The following is a 23320-nucleotide window of genomic DNA, read 5'->3' as shown; positions in this document are numbered from 1 at the left end:
CTTTTTGCCTGTCAAGTTGCTGAACATGGGCCGGCGTGGGCCTTGGGCGCTTGGCCTTTGCAGTGATATAGTTCGCCGCCAGTTCGGCCTGCCCGGGGAGGTATGTGCTTTCGTCAGAAAGACAGGCGTCCGAGTGTGAGGCTGCATCGCAAGGAGTTTAGATGAGTGCCGATAACGCCTACGCGGTCGAGCTGAAGGGACTGTCCTTCAAGCGCGGTGCGCGCAGCATTTTCAATAACGTCGATATCCGTATCCCGCGCGGCAAGGTCACCGGCATCATGGGGCCTTCCGGGTGTGGCAAGACCACGCTGTTGCGGTTGATGGGCGCACAGTTGCGGCCCACCAAGGGCGAAGTCTGGGTCAATGGCCAGAACCTGCCAAAGCTGTCGCGCAGCGATCTGTTCGATGCGCGCAAGCATATGGGTGTGCTGTTCCAGAGCGGCGCGCTGTTTACCGACCTCGACGTGTTCGAGAACGTCGCCTTTCCGCTGCGCGTTCATACCGAGCTGCCGGAAGAAATGATCCGTGACATCGTCCTGCTCAAATTGCAGGCCGTGGGGTTGCGTGGTGCCATCGAGCTGATGCCCGACGAACTGTCCGGTGGCATGAAGCGCCGTGTCGCGCTGGCGCGGGCGATTGCCCTCGATCCGCAGATCCTCATGTATGACGAACCCTTTGTCGGCCAGGACCCTATCGCCATGGGCGTGTTGGTGCGCCTGATCCGCTTGCTCAACGATGCGTTGGGCATCACCAGTATCGTGGTCTCCCATGATCTGGCCGAGACCGCCAGCATCGCCGACTACATCTATGTGGTGGGCGACGGCCAGGTGTTGGGGCAGGGCACTCCCGAGGAGCTGATGAACTCGCAGGAACCGCGGATTCGTCAATTCATGACCGGCGATCCCGACGGTCCGGTCGCATACCACTTTCCAGCGACGGATTACCGCGCAGATCTTCTGGGGAAGCGTTGATGCGCAAGATTTCACTATTGGAACGCGTGCGTCGGTTCGGCCATGCCGGCATCGATGTGCTGGCGGTGTTCGGCCGTTCGGCGATTTTCCTGTTTCATGCCTTGCTCGGTCGCGGTGGTATCGGCGGCGGCTTTGGCCTGCTGATCAAGCAACTGCATTCGGTGGGCGTGATGTCCCTGGTGATCATTGTGGTCTCCGGGGTGTTCATCGGCATGGTGCTGGCGCTGCAAGGCTTCAACATCCTGTCCAGCTACGGTTCGGAGCAGGCGGTGGGGCAGATGGTTGCGCTGACGCTGTTGCGCGAACTCGGCCCCGTGGTCACGGCACTGCTGTTCGCCGGGCGTGCAGGTTCGGCGCTGACCGCCGAAATCGGCAACATGAAGTCCACCGAACAGTTGTCCAGTCTGGAAATGATTGGCGTCGACCCGCTCAAATACATCATTGCCCCGCGCCTGTGGGCCGGCTTCATTTCCCTGCCAGTGCTGGCGATGATTTTCAGCGTGGTGGGTATCTGGGGCGGTTCGTGGGTGGCTGTCGACTGGCTGGGTGTCTATGAAGGTTCCTACTGGTCCAACATGCAGAACAGCGTGACGTTCACCGATGATGTGCTCAACGGCATCATCAAGAGCATCGTCTTTGCCTTCGTCGTGACCTGGATCGCCGTATTCCAAGGCTATGACTGCGAGCCCACTTCCGAGGGGATCAGTCGTGCCACTACCAAGACCGTGGTGTACGCCTCTTTGGCTGTGCTCGGCCTGGACTTTATTTTGACCGCCTTGATGTTTGGAGATTTCTGATGCAAAACCGCACCCTGGAAATCGGTGTCGGCCTTTTCTTGCTGGCTGGCATCCTGGCTTTGCTGTTGCTAGCGTTGCGGGTCAGTGGCCTGTCCCCAAGTGCCACCACCGATACTTATAAACTTTATGCATATTTCGACAATATCGCCGGTTTGACGGTCAGAGCTAAAGTGACCATGGCCGGTGTGACCATCGGCAAGGTCACGGCGATCGATCTGGACCGCGACAGTTTCACCGGTCGAGTGACGATGCAGCTGGAAAAGCGCGTAGATAACCTGCCGACCGACTCCACTGCATCTATCCTGACCGCTGGCCTGTTGGGCGAGAAGTACATCGGTATCAGCGTGGGCGGCGAAGAAGGCTTGCTCAAGGATGGTGGAACCATCCACGACACCCAGTCGTCGCTGGTGCTCGAGGACCTGATCGGTAAATTCCTGCTCAATACCGTTAGCAAAGACGCCAAATGAGGAGCTTTTGAATGATCTCTACCTTGCGACGTGGCCTGTTGGTATTACTCGCGGCCCTGCCGTTGATGGCTAACGCCGTGGCAGCGCCCTCAGCGCACGAAATCGTGCAGGACACCACGACTCGGTTGCTTGCAGACCTGTCGGCCAACAAAGAGAAGTACAAGCAGGACCCACAAGACTTTTACACGGCGCTGAACACCATCGTCGGGCCGGTCGTGGATGCCGAGGGCATTTCCAAAAGCATCATGACGGTCAAATACTCGCGCAAAGCAACGCCGGCGCAGATGAAGACCTTCGAAGAAAACTTCAAGAGAGGTCTGTTCCAGTTCTATGGCAACGCCTTGCTCGAGTACAACAATCAGGGCATCACCGTCGACCCTGCCAAGGATGAGTCCGGAGACCGTACCAGCGTTGCCATGACGGTCAAAGGCTCCAACGGCTCGATCTATCCTGTGTCTTACACTCTCGAGAAAATCAACGGCGAGTGGAAACTGCGCAACGTGATCATCAACGGCATCAATATCGGCAAGCTGTTCCGCGATCAGTTCGCCGATGCGATGCAGCGCAATGGCAATGACCTGGACAAGACCATCAACGGTTGGGCCGGGGAAGTCGCCAAGGCCAAGGATAAAACCGCAGACGCCTCCGAGAAGTCTGCCCAATGAGTGTGTCGGCCATTCGCATGAGCGAAACCGGCGAGCTGCGACTGAGCGGCATGCTGGATTACCGCACCGGCCCTGGTCTGCGCAAGCAGGGGCAGGCGTTGATCAAGTCCAGCAAGGCCGCCGAACTGGTGGTTGATTGTTCGGCAGTGTTGAAGTCCAGCAGCGTAGGCTTGTCCCTGCTGCTGTGCTTCATGCGCGATGCAGAGGCGGCCGGCAAGGCGCTGAGCATCCGCGGAATGCCAGAAGACATGCGTGAAATCGCTCAGGTCAGCGAATTGACCGAGCTGTTGGCGCATCCCTAACCAGCATCTATAAAGAAGCCCCCCGTCAGAGTCCTGCTTCGCGGGGTTCGCAGGCGCGGGGCTTTTTTGTATGATGTCCGACCCGCGCGCACAGGGCGCCGATTGAGGTTGAGCATGCAGGCCGTAGAAGTGAAGAGCTTCCTTGAAGGAAAGCTGCCCGGAACGTTGGTAGAAGTTGAGGGCGAAGGCTGCAATTTCCAGCTGAACGTGATTAGCGATGAACTGGCGGCGTTAAGCCCGGTGAAGCGTCAGCAGCAGATCTATGCCCATTTGAACCCATGGATCACCGATGGCAGCATCCATGCGGTCACTATGAAATTTTTCAGCAGCGCGGCCTGGGCCGAGCGCACCTGAGCCCAAGGGCGTCGAGATTCTTATGGATAAATTGATTATTACTGGCGGCGTTCGTCTTGATGGCGAAATCCGCATCTCCGGGGCGAAGAACTCTGCCCTGCCGATCCTGGCTGCAACCCTGCTGTGCGATGGCCCGGTAACGGTTGCCAACCTGCCGCACCTGCACGACATCACCACCATGATCGAGCTGTTCGGCCGCATGGGCATTGAGCCGGTGATCGACGAGAAGCTCAGCGTCGAAATCGACCCGCGCACCATCAAGACCCTGATCGCACCGTATGAGCTGGTGAAAACCATGCGCGCATCGATCCTGGTGCTGGGCCCGATGGTTGCCCGTTTCGGTGAAGCCGAAGTCGCCCTGCCTGGCGGTTGCGCCATTGGTTCGCGTCCGGTTGACCTGCACATCCGTGGTCTCGAAGCCATGGGCGCGGTCATCGACGTCGAAGGCGGCTACATCAAGGCCAAGGCGCCAGAAGGCGGCTTGCGCGGTGCGCACTTCTTCTTCGACACCGTCAGCGTGACCGGTACCGAAAACATCATGATGGCCGCCGCCCTGGCCAAGGGCCGCAGCGTGTTGCAGAACGCCGCTCGCGAACCTGAAGTCATCGACCTGGCGAACTTCCTGATTGCCATGGGTGCCAAGATCACTGGCGCCGGCACCGACACCATCACCATCGATGGCGTTGAGCGTCTGCACCCGACCACCTACAAAGTGATGCCTGACCGTATTGAAACCGGCACCTACCTGGTGGCGGCAGCCGTCACCGGCGGTCGCGTGAAGGTCAAGGACACTGATCCGACCATCCTCGAAGCGGTTCTTGAGAAACTCAAGGAATCGGGCGCGGAAATCACCTGCGGCGAAGACTGGATCGAGCTGAACATGCACGGCAAGCGGCCAAAAGCCGTCAACGTGCGGACCGCTCCGTACCCGGCGTTCCCGACCGACATGCAGGCGCAGTTCATCTCCCTCAACGCCATTGCCGAAGGCACGGGCGCCGTGATCGAGACGATCTTCGAAAACCGCTTCATGCACGTTTACGAGCTGCACCGCATGGGCGCCAAGATCCAGGTCGAAGGCAACACGGCCATCGTCACCGGTACCGAAAAGCTGAAAGGCGCGCCAGTGATGGCCACCGACCTGCGTGCTTCGGCCAGCCTGGTAATCTCGGCACTGATCGCCGAAGGCGACACCCTGATCGACCGCATCTACCACATCGACCGTGGTTACGAGTGCATCGAAGAGAAACTGCAGATGCTCGGCGCCAAGATTCGCCGCGTACCAGGCTAGTTTCTGCTGCATGGGCGCAGGGACGCGCCCGTTGAATTTGTTTCAAGTCGAGCCAGTTTCTGGCTCGATGTGTGTCCGGCGCCGTTTGCGACCGGGCATCAGTAGCCTGATAAGGACTGACGTTTCCCATGTTGACCATCGCACTGTCCAAGGGCCGCATCCTTGACGACACCCTGCCGCTTCTGGCTGAAGCGGGCATCGTGCCGACCGAGAATCCGGACAAGAGCCGCAAGTTGATTATCCCCACGACCCAGGCCGACGTGCGCCTGCTGATCGTGCGCGCCACCGATGTGCCGACCTACGTCGAGCATGGTGCCGCGGACCTGGGCGTCGCCGGTAAAGATGTGCTGATGGAATATGGTGGCCAGGGTCTTTACGAACCGCTGGACTTGCGAATTGCCCTCTGCAAGCTGATGACCGCCGGCCGTGTCGGTGATGTCGAACCCAAGGGCCGCCTGCGGGTAGCGACCAAGTTCGTCAACGTTGCCAAGCGTTACTACGCCGAGCAGGGCCGTCAGGTCGACATCATCAAGCTCTACGGCTCGATGGAGCTGGCGCCGCTGATCGGTCTGGCGGACAAGATTATCGACGTGGTCGACACCGGTAACACCTTGCGTGCCAATGGCCTGGAACCCCAGGATTTCATCGCTGACATCAGCTCCCGGCTGATCGTCAACAAAGCGTCGATGAAAATGCAGCACGCCCGTATCCAGGCGTTGATCGACACCCTGCGCAAGGCAGTGGAGTCTCGACACCGCGGCTGATTCACCTGCGCGACGTTAAGTCGCGCCCGTCTATCCGCCTCATAGCCAGAATTCTCAGGTGCCCAAGCGGAAACGACTGCTAAGTTAGGGCGCCTGAGTTTTTGCCATTCCTATGAGGCTCTCGCTATGACCGCACCGACTGCAATTCGCCGACTCAATGCTGCTGACCCGGATTTCGCGCATCATCTGGATCATCTGCTGAGCTGGGAAAGTGTGTCTGACGACTCGGTCAATCAGCGAGTGCTGGACATCATCAAAGCCGTGCGCGAGCGTGGCGACGCAGCGCTGGTGGACTTCACCCGGCAGTTCGACGGCCTGGACGTTGCGTCCATGGCGGATCTGATCCTGCCGCGCGAACGCCTGGAACTGGCCCTGACCCGCATCACCGTGCCTCAGCGTGAAGCGCTGGAAAAAGCCGCGGCCCGCGTGCGCAGCTACCACGAAAAACAGAAACAGGATTCCTGGACCTACACCGAAGCTGATGGCACGGTGCTGGGCCAGAAGGTCACGCCACTGGATCGCGCCGGTCTGTACGTCCCGGGCGGCAAGGCGTCGTACCCATCCTCCGTGTTGATGAATGCAATTCCGGCCAAGGTCGCCGGCGTGACCGAAGTGGTCATGGTGGTGCCGACGCCGCGCGGTGAAATCAACGAACTGGTGCTGGCGGCGGCGTGCATCGCCGGTGTTGACCGCGTTTTCACTATCGGCGGTGCGCAAGCGGTTGCCGCATTGGCTTACGGTACCGAAAGCGTGCCGAAGGTCGACAAGGTGGTTGGCCCGGGCAATATCTATGTCGCCACCGCCAAGCGCCATGTGTTCGGCCAGGTCGGCATCGACATGATCGCCGGTCCGTCGGAAATCCTCGTGGTGTGCGATGGCCATACCGATCCGGACTGGATCGCCATGGACCTGTTCTCCCAGGCCGAGCACGACGAAGACGCCCAGGCGATTCTGGTCAGCCCGGACGCCGAGTTCCTCGACAAGGTCGCGGCCAGCATCGCCAAATTGCTGCCGACCATGGAGCGCGCCCAGATCATCGAAACCTCGATCAATGGCCGTGGTGCGTTGATCAAGGTTCGCGACATGGAGCAGGCCATCGAAGTGGCCAACCGCATCGCGCCGGAACACCTGGAGTTGTCGGTCGCCGATCCGCAAGCCTGGCTGCCGCTGATCCGTCACGCCGGCGCGATCTTCATGGGCCGTCACACCTCCGAAGCCCTGGGCGATTACTGCGCAGGCCCGAACCACGTGTTGCCGACGTCCGGCACCGCGCGGTTCTCTTCGCCGCTGGGTGTGTACGACTTCCAGAAACGCTCGTCGATCATCTTCTGCTCCGAGCAGGGTGCGTCCGAACTGGGCAAGACCGCTTCCGTGCTGGCCCGTGGCGAGTCGCTGACTGCCCACGCCCGCAGCGCCGAATACCGCATTGTTGATGAGCAAAAGGGGAACTGAACATGAGTAAATTCTGGAGCCCGTTCGTCAAGGATCTGGTGCCTTACGTGCCGGGCGAGCAGCCGAAACTGGCGAAACTGGTGAAGCTCAACACCAACGAAAATCCTTACGGCCCATCGCCAAAAGCGCTGGCGGCGATGCAGACCGAACTCAACGACAACCTGCGTCTGTACCCGGACCCGAACAGCGATCTGCTGAAAAACGCCGTGGCTACGTATTACGGCGTGCAGACCAACCAGGTGTTCCTCGGCAACGGTTCCGATGAAGTCCTGGCGCACATCTTCCACGGCTTGCTGCAACACGACAAAGCGGTGCTGTTCCCGGACATCAGCTACAGCTTCTATCCGGTCTACTGCGGGTTGTATGGCATCCAGTTCGACGCGGTGCCGCTGGACGAGCAGTTCCAGATCAACCCGGCGGACTACGCCCGACCAAACGGCGGGATCATCTTCCCGAACCCGAACGCACCGACGGGTTGCCTGCTGGCACTGGACGCGGTTGAGCAAATCCTCAAGGCCAGCCCGGATTCGGTGGTTGTGGTGGATGAGGCCTACATCGACTTCGGTGGCGAGACGGCGATCAGCCTGGTGGACCGTTATCCGAACCTGCTGGTGACTCAGACCTTGTCCAAATCCCGCTCGCTGGCCGGCCTGCGTGTGGGCCTGGCGGTGGGGCATCCGGATTTGATCGAGGCGCTGGAGCGGATCAAGAACAGCTTCAACTCCTATCCGCTGGATCGCCTGGCAAATGTCGGGGCGGCGGCGGCGTTCGAGGATCGCGAGTACTTCGACAAGACGTGCCGGTTGGTCATCGAGCATCGTGAGTGGGTGGTTGCGCAACTTGAAGCGAAGGGCTTTGAAGTGCTGCCGTCGGCGGCGAACTTCATTTTTGCCCGTCATCCAAAGCACGACGCGGCCGGGCTGGCGGCGAAATTGCGCGAGCAAGGCGTGATCGTCCGGCACTTCAAGCAAGAGAGGATTGCCCAATTCCTGCGGATTTCCATCGGCACGCCGGAACAGAACCAGGCACTGATTGATGGTTTGGGGAATTTGTAAGACGTCGGTCGGTAATGGGTGCACTGATCGGGCTCGGTATAGTGAGCACCGATCAATGCGTTTGAGGTGAAGGATCAGCCTTGAATGTCAAACTCGCCCGTAATCGTCCGGGGCGATGGATCATCTATGCTGCATTCAAATTCACCTTTGGCGTTTTTCATGTTCTCGGTGAATGTCACTGTTATCCAACCGGTTTTAACCTGGTGTTTGTTCTCACCATCATGGAAGGTCCACTCCATATAATTATCGGTGAAATCGTCTGGGTATTGTTTTGTTACTCGCTGATCGTCGCCGATTCCAGGCGGAAATCCGATATAAATTGTACCTTTGTCTTTTTCCCCGCTGATATATCCGCCAGGAGTTACTCCGGTAAACTTGTGAAGCGTAACGTTGGTTGCAACAAAGTTGGTAACAATCTTTGCAGTAAAAGTACCTGAGTCCTTCTTGGATTTTTGTGTGGCCATGAATAAAGCTCCCTTCGGTCAAATTAAGAGTGGAAGACAAAAGCGTCATTCCTCCTGCGGTATTAACGTTAACGACGGGAGCTTTCGAAAGGTACTGTCATAAATGACAGTTCATTAGCTTTATTTGGAATAAGTTTCTGTTCTTGAATATCAAATACTTCAGGTGTGGCAGGAAAATAGTTCTGGCCGCGAAGAACCCTGACGCGATTTAGCTGTTACGCCACGCCATCGTTCTCCACGGGCAAGTCGGACCGCCGCACCGTGCGCCCCTACAGAGGGTTACTCGTGATGCGGTTCGCCCAGAAACGTCAGCGAACTGAACACCCCCCGCGTCGCCACATCCGGATTGTCCTTCAGCACGATCTCCATCTGCGCCGAAATCACGTTCAACCCTTCATTACGCACCACCACCTGCGCACGCCCGTCCTTATCTGTCTCGGTACTCAACGTATTCGGCGCACTTCGATAGTCGCCAATCAACTTCACCCCCGCCGCCGGCTTCCCATCCAATAACACCTGCACGGGCAGCAACTTGCCCGGTCCGACCGTCAGAGGATCAACCTCCGGCAGAATCAGCAGTTTCATCTGATCAAGCTTGGGTAACTTCGCCCCAGGCTGATAAATCGCCAGGCTGTATTTGAACGTCTGTGTCGACTCGATGGCCCCCGGCACTTTGCTGCGTCCTTCGTTGATCCATTTTTTATCCGCCGTTTGCGACCACATGCCGTTGTCCAGCGCCACCGCCATCACGGCAGGCGGCTTCAGCGGTTGCAGACGTGCGTGATCGGCCAGGCGCTGGACGGTCACCGGGATCATTTTGCCGTTGACGTCATAAGCCCAGGCGCCGCTGATTTTTTGTGCCTTGAAGGCGTTGTCTTCGGCGCCGTGGCCGTAAATCACTTCGATGTTGCCGCGACGCTGTTCGGTCCAGAGACCATGGGCCGAGACCTGGCCGGTAAACAACAGGCCGAGCAGCAGGCTGAGCAGTGCGGGTTTGAGGTTTTGCATGGGAACTTCCTTTTACAGATTGAGTGTGAGGCTGACGGTGAAATTGCGCGGCTCACCGGGGTTGACCCAGTAATTGCTGTAGGAGCGCTCGTAGTATTTCTCGTCGAAAAGGTTGTTCAGGTTCAGGCCGACAGTGACGTTTTTGCTGGCCTTGTAATGGGCCAGAAGGTCGACGGTGTGGTAGGACGGCAGCTCGAAATCGCTGCCGGATTCGCCTGAACGATCGCCGACGTAAGTGAACGCCGCGCCGACGTCGGAGCCTCGTAAATGGCCATCCTGAAATTCATAAACGCCCAGCAGGCTGCCGCTGCGCTTGGCGACGCCGAGGATTCGGCTGCCGGTGGGAATTACCTTGTCGCCCTCGGTGACCTCGGCGTCGATGTAGGCGAAGGCACCGATCACCCGCACGGCGTCGGTCACTTGCCCGGTGACTTGCAGGTCGAATCCCTGGCTGCGGGCCTTGCCCATGGCGCGGCTGGTGTCCGTGCCCGGGTCTAGTGCAAGGACGTTTTCCTTTTCAATATGGAAGGCGGCGAGGGTGGTGCTCAAGCGGTCGTCGAACAGCTCGCTCTTGATCCCGACTTCGTAACCGACGCCTTCTTCCGGGTCGAAGGATTGGCCGCCAGCGTCCAGGCCGTTGTTCGGCTTGAACGAGGTGGAGGCGTTGGCGAACAGCCCGACTTCGGGTGTCAGCTGATAAAGCAGGCCGGCCCGTTGGGTCAGTGCGTCGTGGCTCTGGCGGCTGGTGGCACCGCGGCTGTGATCGTCGATGCTTTGCTCGAAATGTTCTAAGCGTGCACCGAGCATGCCGCGCAGTTTGTCGGTGAAGACAATCTGGTCCTGGAGGTTCAGCGCCCGGCTTTCGACGTGTTCAAAAAGGTCGGTGCCGGAGCGCTTGCCGTTGGGTTTCGGCTGACCGTAGACGGGCTGATAAATGTCGATAGCGTAGGGGCCGCCGGCAATGGTCGTGACCCGTTCGTTCTTGCGGAAGTTTTCATACTCGCTGCCAATCAGCAGTTCGTGCTGCCAACTGCCGAGGTCGAACAGACCGCGCAATTCGAGTTGGGTGATGCTGTCGTGCCAGTTTGTGTCGCGCTCGCGATAGCGCCGATTCACAGTGTGGCCGTCGGCATTCAGCGGGCGACTTTCGGAAGCGTAGCCCCAGAGTTTGCCTTCCTTGTAATGGCTGGCCAGGCGCAGCTTCCAGTTGTCATTGAGATGGTGTTCGAGGGCTGCTTGCAGCAGGTTGTTGTGGTTGTCGATGTTGCCGTCATTGGGTTCGCCAAGGAACGTCGAACGGGACACGCCACTCCATTTGTTGTTCGGCGCGACGATGCCGCGATCGAACGTGGAGCTGTGACGGACGAATTCGCTCTCCACCAAGAGGCTGGTGTCCGGGTTCAGTTGCCAACTGAAGGAGGGCGCGACAAACACTCGCTGGCTGTCGACGTGATCGCGGAAGCTGTGGTTGTCCTCGACGGCCAGGTTGATTCGCGACAGCACGTTGGCGTCGTCATCCAGCGGCGTGTTGACGTCGAGGGCGGTGCGATAGCGGTCCCAACTGCCGGCGCTGGTTTGCAGGGTGGTGAATGCTTCGGGCTGGGGTTTCTTGGTGACGATGTTCACCGTGCCGCCCGGATCGCCGCGCCCGTAGAGACTGGCGGCGGGTCCTTTGAGCACTTCGATGCGCTCGATGTTAGCGACGTCCGGGGTGCTCGGATAACCCCGGTTGGCGCTGAAGCCGTCCTTGTAGAATTCCGAGGTGGTAAAGCCGCGCACGCTGTATTCGTAAAGCGTCAGGCCTCCGAAGTTGTTCTGCTTCGATACACCGCCAGCAAAATCCAGGGCGCGCTCGACACTGGTGCTGCCCAGGTCATTGAGCACACTGACGGGAATCACGCTGATGGATTGCGGGATGTCGCGGATCGCGGTATCGGTTTTGGTCGCGCTGGCAGACCGCGTGGCACGGTAGCCCTGGACCGGGCCGGTGGGCGATTCGTAGTCGGAGGTGACGCTGATGGCGTCCAGTTCGAGGGTGCCGGGCTCTTCGGCGAAGACCGGATCCACCAGCAGGCCGAGGGCAAGACCTGCCACGGAAGCCATTGTGCGAGACGACATGTTATGTTGTTCCAATAGTGATATTGAAACAATATAACATGCCTAATGAGAATGTCTGCTGTTAGCCAGAGATCCTCGGACCAGGGTCAGTTTTCTTCTTTCTCTTTAACCGGCGCCGGCGGCGGACGCAGGCCGATCTCAGCCGTGAGCTTGAGTTCTTTGCCGTTGCGCATCACCTGAATGGTGACCTTGTCGGTCGGTTTGATTCGTGCGACCTGATTCATCGAACGCCGACCATCACCGGCCGGTTCGCCGTCGATGCTGAGGATCACGTCACCCAATTGCAGGCCAGCCTTCTGCGCCGGACCGTCACGGAAAATCCCTGCGACCACAATGCCCGGGCGCCCCGACAGACCAAACGACTCCGCCAGTTCCTGACTCAACGGTTGCACTTCGATGCCGAGCCAGCCGCGAATCACCTGCCCGTGTTCGATGATCGACTTCATCACTTCCATGGCCAGTTTGACCGGGATCGCAAAACCGATGCCTTGCGAGCCGCCGGACTTGGAGAAGATCGCCGTGTTGATGCCGGTCAGATTGCCGTTGGCATCCACCAGCGCACCGCCGGAGTTACCGGGGTTGATCGCAGCGTCGGTCTGGATGAAATCTTCGTAGTTGTTCAGGCCCAACTGGTTACGGCCAGTGGCGCTGATGATGCCCATGGTCACGGTCTGACCGACGCCGAACGGGTTGCCGATGGCCAGGGCGACGTCACCGATGCGGATGTTGTCGGAGCGACCGACGGTGATCGACGGCAGGTTTTTCAGATCAATCTTCAGCACCGCGAGGTCGGTTTCCGGGTCGCTGCCGATGACGCGGGCCAGGGTTTCGCGACCATCCTTGAGCGCTACCACGATCTGGTCGGCGCCGCTGGTGACATGGTTATTGGTCAGCAAATAACCTTCCGGACTCATGATCACCCCGGAACCCAGGCTCGACTCCATGCGCTTCTGTTTGGGCGAGTTGTCGCCGAAGAAGCGTCGGAACTGCGGGTCTTCAAACAAGGGATGGTTCGGTTTGTTGATGACTTTGGTGGTGTACAGGTTCACCACCGACGGCGCGGCGATGGTGACCGCGTCGGCATAGGACACCGGACCTTGCTGCGTCGTGGTGGTTTGCGGGGCTTGCTGCAGGTTGACGTCGAGGCTCGGAAGCCCGACCCACTGCGGGTAACGCTGGATGATCAACAGAGCGATAAGCACGCCGGCCAACAGCGGCCAGCCGGAAAAACGCAGCGCCTTGAGCATTAAGCACGTCCTGAGAGGTTGCAGGCGGCATGAGACCGCCCATAATGTCGCGCATTATACGAGGCGCAGCTCGCCTCTGAACGGGATATTTAGGAGTCTTTTATGGCCGTCGCCTTGAGCACCCTGGTCGAAGAAGCCGACCGTTACCTAAACAGTGCCAGGATTGCCGATTACTGCCCCAACGGCTTGCAGGTCGAAGGTCGGCCGCAGGTGATGCGCATCATAAGCGGCGTCACGGCAAGCCAGGCGTTGCTGGACGCCGCGGTCGAGGCTCAGGCCGATCTGGTGCTGGTGCATCACGGCTATTTCTGGAAAGGCGAGAATCCGTGCATCACCGGTATGAAGCAGCGTAGGTTGAAAACCCTGCTCAAGCACGACATCAGCCTGCTGTCCTATCACTTGCCGCTGGACCTGCACCCGGACGTCGGTAACAACGTGCAACTGGCGCGTCAGCTCGACATCACGGTCGAAGGGCCCCTGGATCCGGACAATCTCAAGGTTGTCGGCCTCGTTGGCTCGTTGAGCGAACCGATGACGCCCCGTGATTTCGCTCGCCGAGTGCAGGAAGTCATGGGCCGCGAGCCGTTGCTGGTCGAAGGCAGCGATATGATCCGCCGGGTCGGCTGGTGCACCGGTGGCGGCCAGGGTTACATCGATCAGGCCGTGCTGGCTGGCGTCGACTTGTATATCAGCGGTGAGGCGTCCGAGCAGACCTTCCACAGCGCCCGGGAAAACGACATCAGCTTCATCGCCGCCGGCCATCACGCCACCGAGCGCTATGGCGTGCAGGCGCTGGGTGATTACCTGGCCCGGCGGTTTGCCCTTGAGCACATCTTCATCGATTGTCCGAATCCGATCTGATTACCACCAAAAATCAAATGTGGCAGTCTGCTGGCGATCGCTGCATCACATGCGACATTGATGTGACAGATACACCGCAATCGCGAGCAAGCTCGCTCCCATTGGGTCTTTGGTGCCCAAACGAGGGGGTATATTCATATACCCTTTCGATCTAGCTCGCGTCCTGATTAGAAGAGGACGCTGTGCTAGGATTCCTCGCTCGAACACGGCCCGCTGGCCGTCCATAAGATCGTTTTCGTGAGTAGCCATGGTCGACAAACTGACGCATCTGAAACAGCTGGAGGCCGAAAGCATCCACATCATCCGCGAGGTCGCCGCCGAGTTCGATAACCCGGTGATGCTGTACTCCGTCGGTAAAGACTCCGCCGTGATGCTGCACCTTGCGCGCAAGGCATTCTTCCCGGGCAAACTGCCATTCCCGGTGATGCACGTCGACACCCGGTGGAAGTTCAAGGAGATGTACGCGTTCCGCGACCGCATGGTCGAAGAACTCGGCCTTGACCTGCTGGTACACGTGAATCCCGATGGCGTCGCGCAGGGCATCAACCCGCTGACCCACGGCAGTGCCAAGCACACCGACATCATGAAAACCGAAGGCTTGAAACAAGCTCTCGACAAGTACGGCTTCGACGCCGCTTTCGGTGGCGCTCGCCGCGACGAAGAGAAGTCCCGTGCCAAAGAGCGCGTGTACTCCTTCCGTGACACCAAGCACCGCTGGGACCCGAAAAACCAGCGCCCGGAACTGTGGAACGTCTACAACGGCAACGTCAACAAGGGCGAATCCATTCGTGTGTTCCCGTTGTCGAACTGGACCGAACTGGACATCTGGCAGTACATCTACCTCGAAGGCATCCCGATCGTGCCGCTGTATTTCGCCGCTGAACGCGACGTCATCGAGATGAATGGCACCTGGATCATGATCGATGACGAACGCCTGCTCAATCACCTGAGCGACGAAGACAAGGCGCGCATCGTCAAGAAAAAAGTCCGTTTCCGCACGCTGGGTGACTACCCGCTGACCGGTGCGGTCGAGTCCGAGGCCACCAGCCTGACCGACATCATTCAGGAAATGCTCCTGACGCGAACTTCCGAACGCCAGGGCCGGGTCATCGATCACGATGGCGCAGGCTCGATGGAAGAAAAGAAACGTCAGGGGTACTTTTAAGCTTCGAGTTACAAGCGGCAAGCTGCAAGTTAAGGGCGGTATGCGTAATTTCGTAGTTTGGTGCTTGTGGCCGGTTGCTGCGAGCCGTTATCGGATGACTCGCAATGGATTTCGAGAAGCTGATTGTCTGGCAGAGAAGTAAGTGTTTGGCGGTAAGGATCTACAGGGAGTTTGCGAGATGTGGGGATTTTGGCTTCAAGGATCAAATTACCCGCTCCGCACTATCGGTGCCTTCCAATATTGCTGAAGGGATGGAGCGTTGTGGTGCCAAGGAAAAAGTACATTTTCTTTGGGTGGCAAAAGCCTCGTGTGGTGAGTTGCGCACTCAGATCCTCATCGGCCGTGATATTGCCTACATTACTGATCCTCTGGCTGACGATTGGATTAAAGAAACCCGCGAGCTTTCAAGAATGCTATGCGGCTTGATCAACAAAATTTCTGAGTAGCTGTACGCCGACAAGCTTGCCGCTTGAAGCTTACAGCTTGGAGCTCGAATGCAATGAGTCACGCATCTGATTTGATCAGCGAGGACATCCTCGCCTACCTGGGCCAGCACGAACGCAAGGAAATGCTGCGCTTTCTGACCTGTGGCAACGTCGACGACGGCAAGAGCACCCTGATCGGGCGCCTGCTGCACGACTCCAAGATGATCTACGAAGATCACCTGGAAGCCATCACCCGCGACTCGAAAAAAGTCGGCACCACCGGCGAAGACATCGACCTGGCGTTGCTGGTCGACGGCCTGCAGGCCGAGCGTGAGCAGGGCATCACCATCGATGTCGCCTACCGCTATTTCTCCACCGCCAAGCGTAAATTCATCATCGCCGACACCCCCGGCCATGAGCAGTACACCCGCAACATGGCCACCGGTGCGTCCACCTGTGACCTGGCGATCATCCTGGTCGACGCCCGCTACGGCGTGCAGACCCAGACCCGCCGCCACAGCTTCATCGCCTCGTTGCTGGGCATCAAGCACATCGTGGTCGCCATCAACAAGATGGACCTCAACGGCTTCGACGAAACCGTGTTCGAGTCGATCAAGGCCGATTACCTGAAGTTCGCCGAAGGCATCGCGTTCAAGCCGACCACCATGGCCTTCGTGCCGATGTCGGCATTGAAAGGCGACAACGTGGTGAACAAGTCCGAGCGCTCGCCGTGGTACACCGGCCAGTCGCTGATGGAGATTCTCGAGACCGTCGAGATCGCCAACGACCGCAACTACACCGACCTGCGTTTCCCGGTGCAGTACGTCAACCGTCCGAACCTGAACTTCCGTGGTTTCGCCGGCACTCTGGCCAGCGGCGTCGTGCACAAGGGCGACGAAGTCGTTGTGCTGCCGTCGGGTAAGAGCAGCCGCGTGAAATCCATCGTCACTTTCGAAGGTGAGCTGGAACACGCAGGTCCTGGTCAAGCGGTGACGCTGACCATGGAAGACGAGATCGACATCTCTCGCGGCGACTTGCTGGTGCACGCCGACAACCAGCCGCAAGTGACCGATGCTTTCGACGCCATGCTGGTGTGGATGGCCGAAGAGCCGATGCTGCCGGGCAAGAAATACGACATCAAGCGCGCCACGAGTTACGTGCCGGGTTCGATCACCAGCATCGTCAATCGTGTTGACGTGAACACCCTGGAAGAAGGTCCTGCCAGCTCGTTGAACCTGAACGAGATCGGTCGGGTCAAGGTCAGCCTCGACGCAGCCATCGCACTGGACGGTTACGCCAGCAACCGCACCACCGGTTCGTTCATCGTCATCGATCGCTTGACCAACGGCACCGTGGCCGCCGGCATGATCATCGCCCAGCCGTTGGCGCATGGCAGCAGCACGCACCACGGCAAACTGGCGCACGTGGCCACCGAAGAACGCGCCCAGCGTTTCGGTCAGCAACCGGCCACCGTGTTGTTCAGCGGCTTGTCGGGCGCGGGCAAAAGCACCTTGGCTTACGCGGTTGAACGCAAACTGTTCGACTTGGGTCGTGCGGTGTTTGTCCTTGATGGTCAGAACCTGCGTCACGACCTGAACAAAGGTCTGCCACAGGATCGCGCCGGACGTACCGAAAACTGGCGTCGTGCCGCGCACGTTGCGCGTCAGTTCAACGAAGCCGGTCTGTTGACCCTGGCGGCCTTCGTGGCGCCGAGTGCTGAAGGTCGTGAGCAGGCTCGGGAACTGATCGGCAAGGAGCGTCTGCTGACGGTCTACGTCCAGGCCTCGCCGACGGTCTGCGCCGAGCGTGATCCGCAAGGCTTGTACGCGGCGGCGGGGGATAACATCCCGGGCGATTCCTTCCCGTATGACGTGCCGCTGGACGCCGACCTCATCGTCGACACCCAGTCGCTGTCGCTGGAAGAAAGCGTCAAGCAAGTGCTGGATCTGCTGCGTAAGCGTGGCGCGATCTAAGCGTTAGCCGTTAATAAAAAACCCGCCAATGAGTGATCATCGGCGGGTTTTTTTGTTTCTGTTCGGACGCCTTCGCGGCAAGCCTCGCTCCTAGGGGTTTGTGTCGCGTCATAGGTTGCGATCACCCCAAATCCGTAGGAGCGAGGCTTGCCCGCGAAGAGGCCGGCACAGGCGCCTGATTACTTCGCCGGATACTCCCGATGCATCTGCCCAAGCAACGCATCCTTGTCTTCCCACAACTGATTGATCCAGCCCTGAAACTGCAACCGATACTCCCCATCCTGGTCGTAGTTCTTGCCAATGAACTGCGGCGGAATCTTCAGTTCCTGAAAGTGCACCACCACATCCTTCACATTCCCGCACAGCAGATCCCAGTAACCGGGACGCCCGGCCGGGTAGTGAATGGTCACGTTGACGATCGACTCAAGCTGTTCACCCATCGCATCCAGCACAAACGCAATGCCGCCAGCCTTGGGCTTGAGCAGGTACTTGAACGGTGATTTCTGCTGCGCATGCTTGCCTTCAGTGAACCGGGTGCCTTCGACGAAATTGAAAATCCCCACCGGGTTATGGCGAAACTTGTCACAGGTTTTGCGGGTGGTTTCCAGGTCTTTGCCTTTCTTCTCCGGGTGCTTTTCCAGGTAGGCCTTGGAATAGCGCTTCATGAACGGAAAACCGAGCGCCCACCAGGCCAGGCCAATCACCGGCACCCAGATCAGTTCCTGTTTGAGGAAGAATTTCAGCGGCTGGATGCGCCGGTTGAGCACGTACTGCAACACCATGATGTCCACCCAGCTCTGGTGGTTGCTGGTGATCAGGTACGAGTGCTTATAGTCCAGCCCTTGCAGGCCACTGAGGTGCCAGCGGGTGCGGCAGACCAGGTTCATCCAGGCCTTGTTGTTGCTGATCCAGGCTTCATGGGTGTGGCTCATCAACCAGAGCGAGAAGCGCTGGGTGAGGGCAAAGGGCAACACCTTGATGATCGCCACGCAGAACAAAAACGAGCACAGCAGAATGGTATTTAACGCCAGCAACAACGATGCAATCACGCCGCGCACGGCGGCAGGTAGAAAAGCCAGCATTTAAAGATCCAAAGGTCGGTTGGCAGCTTGAATCGCGGTCAGCGCGATGGTGTACACGATGTCATCGACTTGCGCGCCGCGCGGCAGGTCGTTCACGGGTTTGCGCAGGCCTTGCAGCATCGGCCCGAGGCTGACGCAATCGGCACTGCGCTGCACAGCTTTGTGCGTGGTGTTGCCTGTGTTCAGGTCAGGGAACACGAACACCGTGGCGCGCCCGGCGACCTGACTGTTCGGCGCCAGTTGCCGGGCCACGGTTTCGTTGGCGGCGGCGTCGTATTGCAACGGGCCGTCGATCAGCAGCGAATTCTGTTGTTCGTGGGCGAGCAGCGTCGCTTCGCGAACCTTTTCGACTTCTTCGCCGCTGGCCGATTCACCGCTGGAGTAGCTGATCATCGCCACGCGCGGGGTGATGCCGAATGCGGCTGCCGAGTCGGCGCTTTGCAGAGCGATCTCGGCCAGTTCGCTGGCGCTCGGGTGCGGGTTCATCACGCAGTCGCCGTAGACCAGCACTTCTTCGGGAAACAGCATGAAGAACACCGACGACACCAGCGTGCAGCCCGGCGCCGTCTTGATCAGCTGCAGGGCCGGGCGGATGGTGTTGGCGGTGGAGTGGATGACCCCGGAGACAAGACCGTCGACTTCATCCAGCGCCAGCATCATGGTGCCGATCACCACGGTGTCTTCCAGTTGTTGCTCGGCCATCGGTGCGTTGAGGCTTTTGCTTTTGCGCAGCGCAACCATCGGTTCGACGTAGCGCTCGCGAATCAGGTCCGGGTCGAGAATCTCCAGGCCCGGCGGCAGCTCGATGCCCTGGGCGCGGGCCACGGCTTCGACGTCTTCCGGTTTTGCCAGCAACACGCAACGGGCGATGCCGCGCGCCTGACAGATCGCCGCCGCTTGCACGGTCAGCGGCTCGCTGCCTTCGGGCAGGACGATGCGCTTGTTGGCGGCCTGGGCACGCTGGATCAGTTGATAACGGAACACCGCGGGCGACAGGCGCATTTCGCGCGGAGTGCCGCAACGCTGGTGCAGCCAGTTGGCATCCAGGTGACTGGCAACGAAGTCTGTGATGATCTCCGCGCGCTCGCGGTCGTCGATCGGGATTTCCTTGTTCAGACCGTTCAACTGGTTGGCGGTGTCGTAGGAACCTGTGCTCACCGACAACACCGGCAAGCCCGCCTGCAATGCGCCACGGCACAGGTCCATGATGCGCGGATCGGGCAGGGTGTCGCTGGTCAGCAACAGGCCGGCCAACGGCACGCCATTCATGGCGGCGAGGCTGACGGCGAGGATGATGTCGTCGCGATCGCCGGGGGTCACCACCAGCACGCCGGGCTTGAGCAGCTCCACAGTGTTGCGCATGGTGCGGGCGCAGATGATGATTTTGGTCATGCGCCGGGTTTCGTAATCGCCGGCATTGAGAATCTGCGCGCCCATCAGGTCGGCGACGTCGCGGGTGCGCGGCGCGTTCAATTCCGGCTGGAAAGGAATGCAGCCGAGCAGGCGAAAATCACCGCTGCGCAGCAACGGCGAATGTTCCTTCAAGCGCGAAGCGAACGCCTCCATGCTTTCGTCGGTCTTGACCTTGTTGAGGATCACGCCGAGGACTTTCGGATCTTTGGGGCCTCCGAACAATTGCGCCTGCAATTCCACTCGGCCAGACAGTTCGGTCAGCACTTCGTTTTCCGGTGCCGAGACCAGGATCACTTCGGCGTCGAGGCTTTTCGCCAAGTGCAGATTGACCCGCGCGGCGTAACTGGCGCTGCGGGTCGGGACCATGCCTTCGACGATCAGCACGTCCTTGCCGACGGCCGCTTGCTGATAAAGGGTGATGATTTCTTCGAGCAGCTCATCCAGCTGACCGTCGCCAAGCATGCGCTCGACGTGAGCCAGACCGAGTGGCTGCGGCGGTTTCAAGCCGTGGGTGCGCGCCACCAGTTCGGTGGAGCGTTCCGGGCCGGTGTCACCCGGATGCGGCTGGGCGATCGGTTTGAAAAAGCCGACTTTGAGGCCGGCGCGCTCAAGGGTGCGCACCAGCCCGAGGCTGATGGAGGTCAGTCCCACACCAAAATCGGTGGGTGCGATAAAAAAAGTTTGCATGCGGATTCTCTAAGGGTGCATGGCAATGGCGATCATCTATAGCTGACGATCTACCGAAATTCAGTCGCCAAGGTTATCGCTAACCGAGGCCTGTGCGCACCAACCGCAATCAAAGGGCTGGCCTATTTTTTCAATACGTTGCGCGGGGTCCAGGACCCAGGCGCGAGATTGCCACGGCGGCTGGTGGCGCAGGTGCTGGGTGTGACCGCAGGAAAGCTCGGCCACCCAGTGCCCGTCCTCATCTTGATGGAAGCCTGTGACCGTCGAGCCTTTCGCCGTCATCCGTCTGTCCGGGTTGTGTTCGCTTTCGGGCGATTGCTTCGCTAAACTTGGCCATTCTTCATTCTTATGCAAAAGGTCTCGCCCCATGCTGATCGCCGCCAATAAGGCTGTCTCCATCGACTATACCCTGACCAACGACGCTGGTGAGGTCATCGACAGCTCCGCCGGCGGCGCGCCGCTGGTCTACCTGCAAGGTGCAGGTAACATCATCCCGGGCCTGGAAAAGGCACTGGAAGGCAAAGCAGTCGGCGACGAGCTGACCGTAGCCGTTGAACCTGAAGATGCCTACGGCGAATATGCTGCCGAACTGGTCAGCACCCTGAGCCGCAGCATGTTCGAAGGCGTCGACGAACTGGAAGTGGGCATGCAGTTCCACGCTTCCGCGCCGGACGGCCAGATGCAGATCGTTACCATCCGCGATCTGGACGGCGACGATGTCACCGTCGACGGCAACCACCCGTTGGCCGGTCAGCGCCTGAATTTCCAGGTCAAGATCATTGCCATCCGTGACGCCAGCCAGGAAGAAGTCGCTCATGGTCACGTCCATGGCGAAGGTGGCCATCACCACTGATTTTCTGCGCTAAGCTCAGAGAACTGGAGAGGCGCCCGAGGGGCGCCTTTTTAGTCCGCGGCTGTCCCTGGCGACATCGCCAAGTGGCTGTTTCGAGTAGAACACGGGAATCTGGAGTTCGTCATGAGTGCTTTTCACGACCTTAAATTGACAGCCCTGGATGGACAGGAGCTACCGCTGGCACCCCTCAAGGGGCACGTCGTGCTTGTGGTCAACGTCGCTTCCAAATGTGGCTTGACCCCACAATACGCGGCGCTGGAAAACCTCTACCAGCAATACAAGGACAAAGGCTTCAGCGTGCTGGGCCTGCCGTGCAACCAGTTTGCCGGGCAGGAACCGGGTACCGAGCAAGAGATCCAGGAATTCTGCAGCCTCAACTATGGCGTGACCTTTCCTTTGTCCAGCAAGCTGGAAGTCAACGGTCACGATCGTCATCAGCTGTACCGTCTGCTCGCGGGCGAGGGTGCGGAGTTTCCGGGGGACATCACCTGGAACTTCGAAAAATTCCTGCTGGGCAAGGACGGACGTGTGCTGGCGCGGTTCTCGCCGCGCACAGCGCCGGATGATCCGACGGTCATCCATGCGATTGAAAAAGCGCTGAGCTGAATAAAGAAACATCAAAAGATCGCAGTCGTCGGCAGCTCTTACGGGTGTTCACCTTCCCCGTAGGAGCTGCCGGAGGCTGCGATCTTTTGCTTTTGGATCTTAATCACCCAAATCAATAGTGCTGTTCAAGGCTTGCGACTCTCCATATTATCGCCGTCATAAAGTCATTTGCCCCGTGGAGCGTCCCATGCCCGTCAAAGCCCTGTTCAAACCGTTCCACCTCGGCAGCCTTGAACTGCCGACCCGCGTCGTCATGGCACCGATGACCCGCTCCTTCTCCCCGGGCGGCGTACCCAATTCCAAAGTGATCGAATACTACCGTCGTCGCGCCGCTGCCGGCGTCGGCCTGATCATCACCGAAGGCACCACCGTCGGGCACAAGGCCTCCAACGGCTACCCGAACGTGCCGCATTTCTACGGTGAGGCCGCGCTGGCCGGCTGGAAGAAAGTGGTCGACGCAGTCCACGCCGAGGGCGGCAAGATCGTTCCGCAGTTATGGCATGTGGGCAGCGTGCGCCGCATCGGCACGGAGCCGGATGCCAGCGTGCCGGGTTACGGTCCGTCGGAGAAATTGAAGGACGGTCAGGTCGTGGTTCACGGCATGACTGAACAAGATATCCAGGACGTGATCGCCGCGTTCGCCCAAGCCGCTAAAGACGCCCAAAGCATTGGCATGGACGGCGTGGAAATCCACGGCGCCCACGGTTACCTCGTGGACCAGTTTTTCTGGGAAGGCAGCAACCAGCGCACCGACGAATACGGCGGCAGCCTGGCCAACCGTTCGCGTTTTGCCATCGAATTGATTCAGGCTGTGCGTGCAGCCGTCGGCGAAGGCTTCCCGATCATCTTCCGTTTCTCGCAGTGGAAGCAGCAGGATTACACCGCGCGCCTGGTGCAAACACCGGAGGCGCTGGGGGAATTCCTCAAGCCGCTGTCCGACGCCGGCGTGGACATTTTCCACTGCTCGACGCGTCGGTTCTGGGAGCCGGAGTTCGACGGTTCCGAGCTGAACCTGGCCGGCTGGACCCGCAAGCTCACAGGCAAGCCGACCATCACAGTGGGCAGCGTTGGCCTGGATGGCGAGTTCCTGCAGTTCATGGTCAACACTGACAAGATCGCGCAGCCGGCCAGCCTGGAAAAACTGCTGGAGCGTTTGAACAACGACGAGTTCGATCTGGTGGCGGTAGGGCGTGCGCTGCTGGTCGACCCGGACTGGGCGCAGAAAGTGCGTGATGGTCGTGAGGAAGACATCCTGCCGTTCAGCCGTGAGGCATTGATGACGCTGGTTTAAGCAGCGACTGGA

24 protein-coding genes are annotated in these 23320 nt (G+C 59.3%); 17 read left to right on the top strand and 7 right to left on the bottom strand.

What is annotated here, in order from left to right; genetic code table 11:
* Positions 1-161: 161 nt before the first annotated feature.
* The 10 genes from AB4N91_RS22255 to hisC all read left to right on the top strand — a co-directional run bounded on the left by AB4N91_RS22255 (position 162) and on the right by hisC (position 8115).
* Entirely contained in the window at positions 162-971 is an 810-nt protein-coding gene (locus AB4N91_RS22255) for an ATP-binding cassette domain-containing protein (RefSeq protein WP_010463312.1), read from the top strand.
* Entirely contained in the window at positions 971-1768 is a 798-nt protein-coding gene (gene mlaE / locus AB4N91_RS22250; RefSeq protein WP_010463310.1) for a lipid asymmetry maintenance ABC transporter permease subunit MlaE, read from the top strand. Before AB4N91_RS22255 ends, mlaE begins: the two co-directional genes overlap by 1 nt.
* Positions 1768-2235 (top strand): outer membrane lipid asymmetry maintenance protein MlaD, encoded by a 468-nt coding sequence (gene mlaD / locus AB4N91_RS22245; protein ID WP_010463308.1) that lies wholly within the window; start codon positions 1768-1770, stop codon positions 2233-2235. The genes mlaE and mlaD overlap by 1 nt, the downstream gene beginning before the upstream one ends.
* 11 nt (positions 2236-2246) lie before the next feature.
* Positions 2247-2900 carry an MlaC/ttg2D family ABC transporter substrate-binding protein gene (locus tag AB4N91_RS22240; protein WP_010463306.1) on the top strand — a complete coding sequence of 218 codons (654 nt, stop codon included), beginning with the start codon at positions 2247-2249 and terminating at the stop codon, positions 2898-2900.
* Positions 2897-3202, top strand: coding sequence for an STAS domain-containing protein (locus AB4N91_RS22235; RefSeq protein ID WP_010463303.1), 306 nt, complete (start codon positions 2897-2899; stop codon positions 3200-3202). Before AB4N91_RS22240 ends, AB4N91_RS22235 begins: the two co-directional genes overlap by 4 nt.
* A gap of 114 nt (positions 3203-3316) precedes the next feature.
* Positions 3317-3556, top strand: coding sequence for a BolA family protein (locus tag AB4N91_RS22230; RefSeq protein WP_007912386.1), 240 nt, complete (start codon positions 3317-3319; stop codon positions 3554-3556).
* Positions 3557-3578: 22 nt separating this feature from the next.
* Entirely contained in the window at positions 3579-4844 is a 1266-nt protein-coding gene (gene murA / locus AB4N91_RS22225; RefSeq protein ID WP_010463300.1) for a UDP-N-acetylglucosamine 1-carboxyvinyltransferase, read from the top strand.
* A gap of 128 nt (positions 4845-4972) precedes the next feature.
* Positions 4973-5608 (top strand): ATP phosphoribosyltransferase, encoded by a 636-nt coding sequence (gene hisG / locus AB4N91_RS22220; protein ID WP_007901570.1) that lies wholly within the window; start codon positions 4973-4975, stop codon positions 5606-5608.
* A 126-nt stretch (positions 5609-5734) separates the two neighbouring features.
* Positions 5735-7060 carry a histidinol dehydrogenase gene (gene hisD / locus AB4N91_RS22215; protein ID WP_077747426.1) on the top strand — a complete coding sequence of 442 codons (1326 nt, stop codon included), beginning with the start codon at positions 5735-5737 and terminating at the stop codon, positions 7058-7060.
* Positions 7061-7062: 2 nt separating this feature from the next.
* Positions 7063-8115, top strand: coding sequence for a histidinol-phosphate transaminase (gene hisC / locus AB4N91_RS22210; RefSeq protein WP_169856353.1), 1053 nt, complete (start codon positions 7063-7065; stop codon positions 8113-8115).
* A gap of 74 nt (positions 8116-8189) precedes the next feature.
* Here hisC and AB4N91_RS22205 read toward each other — a convergent pair whose 3' ends face one another.
* From AB4N91_RS22205 to algW, 4 genes are all read right to left on the bottom strand, one after another.
* A complete protein-coding gene (locus tag AB4N91_RS22205; protein ID WP_172792270.1) occupies positions 8190-8579 on the bottom strand; it encodes a hypothetical protein in 390 nt (129 codons plus the stop codon).
* A gap of 279 nt (positions 8580-8858) precedes the next feature.
* Complete coding sequence (locus AB4N91_RS22200) at positions 8859-9587, bottom strand: DUF4198 domain-containing protein (protein WP_010463290.1); 729 nt, start codon at positions 9585-9587, stop codon at positions 8859-8861.
* A gap of 12 nt (positions 9588-9599) precedes the next feature.
* The gene (locus AB4N91_RS22195; protein WP_460111781.1) at positions 9600-11705 is read right to left on the bottom strand and encodes a TonB-dependent siderophore receptor; all 2106 of its coding nucleotides are present in this window, start codon (positions 11703-11705) and stop codon (positions 9600-9602) included.
* Positions 11706-11791: 86 nt separating this feature from the next.
* Positions 11792-12952 (bottom strand): Do family serine endopeptidase AlgW, encoded by a 1161-nt coding sequence (gene algW, locus AB4N91_RS22190; RefSeq protein ID WP_010463285.1) that lies wholly within the window; start codon positions 12950-12952, stop codon positions 11792-11794.
* A 102-nt stretch (positions 12953-13054) separates the two neighbouring features.
* Between algW and AB4N91_RS22185 the strand changes: the two genes are divergently transcribed.
* The 4 genes from AB4N91_RS22185 to cysN all read left to right on the top strand — a co-directional run bounded on the left by AB4N91_RS22185 (position 13055) and on the right by cysN (position 17376).
* Complete coding sequence (locus AB4N91_RS22185) at positions 13055-13813, top strand: Nif3-like dinuclear metal center hexameric protein (protein ID WP_314638213.1); 759 nt, start codon at positions 13055-13057, stop codon at positions 13811-13813.
* Between the two features lie 247 nt (positions 13814-14060).
* On the top strand, positions 14061-14978 hold the full coding sequence (gene cysD, locus AB4N91_RS22180; RefSeq protein WP_010463281.1) for a sulfate adenylyltransferase subunit CysD: 918 nt from the start codon (positions 14061-14063) through the stop codon (positions 14976-14978).
* A gap of 104 nt (positions 14979-15082) precedes the next feature.
* The gene (locus AB4N91_RS22175) at positions 15083-15424 is read left to right on the top strand and encodes a four helix bundle protein (RefSeq protein ID WP_010463279.1); all 342 of its coding nucleotides are present in this window, start codon (positions 15083-15085) and stop codon (positions 15422-15424) included.
* A 53-nt stretch (positions 15425-15477) separates the two neighbouring features.
* Entirely contained in the window at positions 15478-17376 is a 1899-nt protein-coding gene (gene cysN / locus AB4N91_RS22170; protein ID WP_010463277.1) for a sulfate adenylyltransferase subunit CysN, read from the top strand.
* A 179-nt stretch (positions 17377-17555) separates the two neighbouring features.
* Here cysN and AB4N91_RS22165 read toward each other — a convergent pair whose 3' ends face one another.
* The 3 genes from AB4N91_RS22165 to AB4N91_RS22155 are packed head-to-tail and all read right to left on the bottom strand — an operon-like array spanning position 17556 to position 20957.
* The gene (locus tag AB4N91_RS22165) at positions 17556-18458 is read right to left on the bottom strand and encodes an acyltransferase (protein WP_077747431.1); all 903 of its coding nucleotides are present in this window, start codon (positions 18456-18458) and stop codon (positions 17556-17558) included.
* The gene (pta, locus tag AB4N91_RS22160; RefSeq protein ID WP_010463273.1) at positions 18459-20558 is read right to left on the bottom strand and encodes a phosphate acetyltransferase; all 2100 of its coding nucleotides are present in this window, start codon (positions 20556-20558) and stop codon (positions 18459-18461) included. It lies immediately after the preceding gene.
* Between the two features lie 60 nt (positions 20559-20618).
* The gene (locus tag AB4N91_RS22155; protein ID WP_042932938.1) at positions 20619-20957 is read right to left on the bottom strand and encodes a DUF3565 domain-containing protein; all 339 of its coding nucleotides are present in this window, start codon (positions 20955-20957) and stop codon (positions 20619-20621) included.
* Here AB4N91_RS22155 and AB4N91_RS22150 point away from each other — a divergent pair.
* From AB4N91_RS22150 to AB4N91_RS22140, 3 genes are all read left to right on the top strand, one after another.
* Positions 20926-21411, top strand: a complete 486-nt coding sequence (locus AB4N91_RS22150) for an FKBP-type peptidyl-prolyl cis-trans isomerase (protein WP_010463269.1) — start codon at positions 20926-20928, stop codon at positions 21409-21411. The two genes, AB4N91_RS22155 and AB4N91_RS22150, sit on opposite strands and share 32 nt — an antisense overlap.
* 123 nt (positions 21412-21534) lie before the next feature.
* Positions 21535-22017 (top strand): glutathione peroxidase, encoded by a 483-nt coding sequence (locus AB4N91_RS22145; RefSeq protein ID WP_010463268.1) that lies wholly within the window; start codon positions 21535-21537, stop codon positions 22015-22017.
* Positions 22018-22204: 187 nt separating this feature from the next.
* Positions 22205-23308, top strand: coding sequence for an NADH:flavin oxidoreductase (locus tag AB4N91_RS22140; protein WP_154911870.1), 1104 nt, complete (start codon positions 22205-22207; stop codon positions 23306-23308).
* Positions 23309-23320 lie beyond the last annotated feature (12 nt).

The organism is Pseudomonas sp. H3_D04, assembly GCF_054669175.1.
This window is presented reverse-complemented; position numbering and strand designations above follow the sequence as displayed.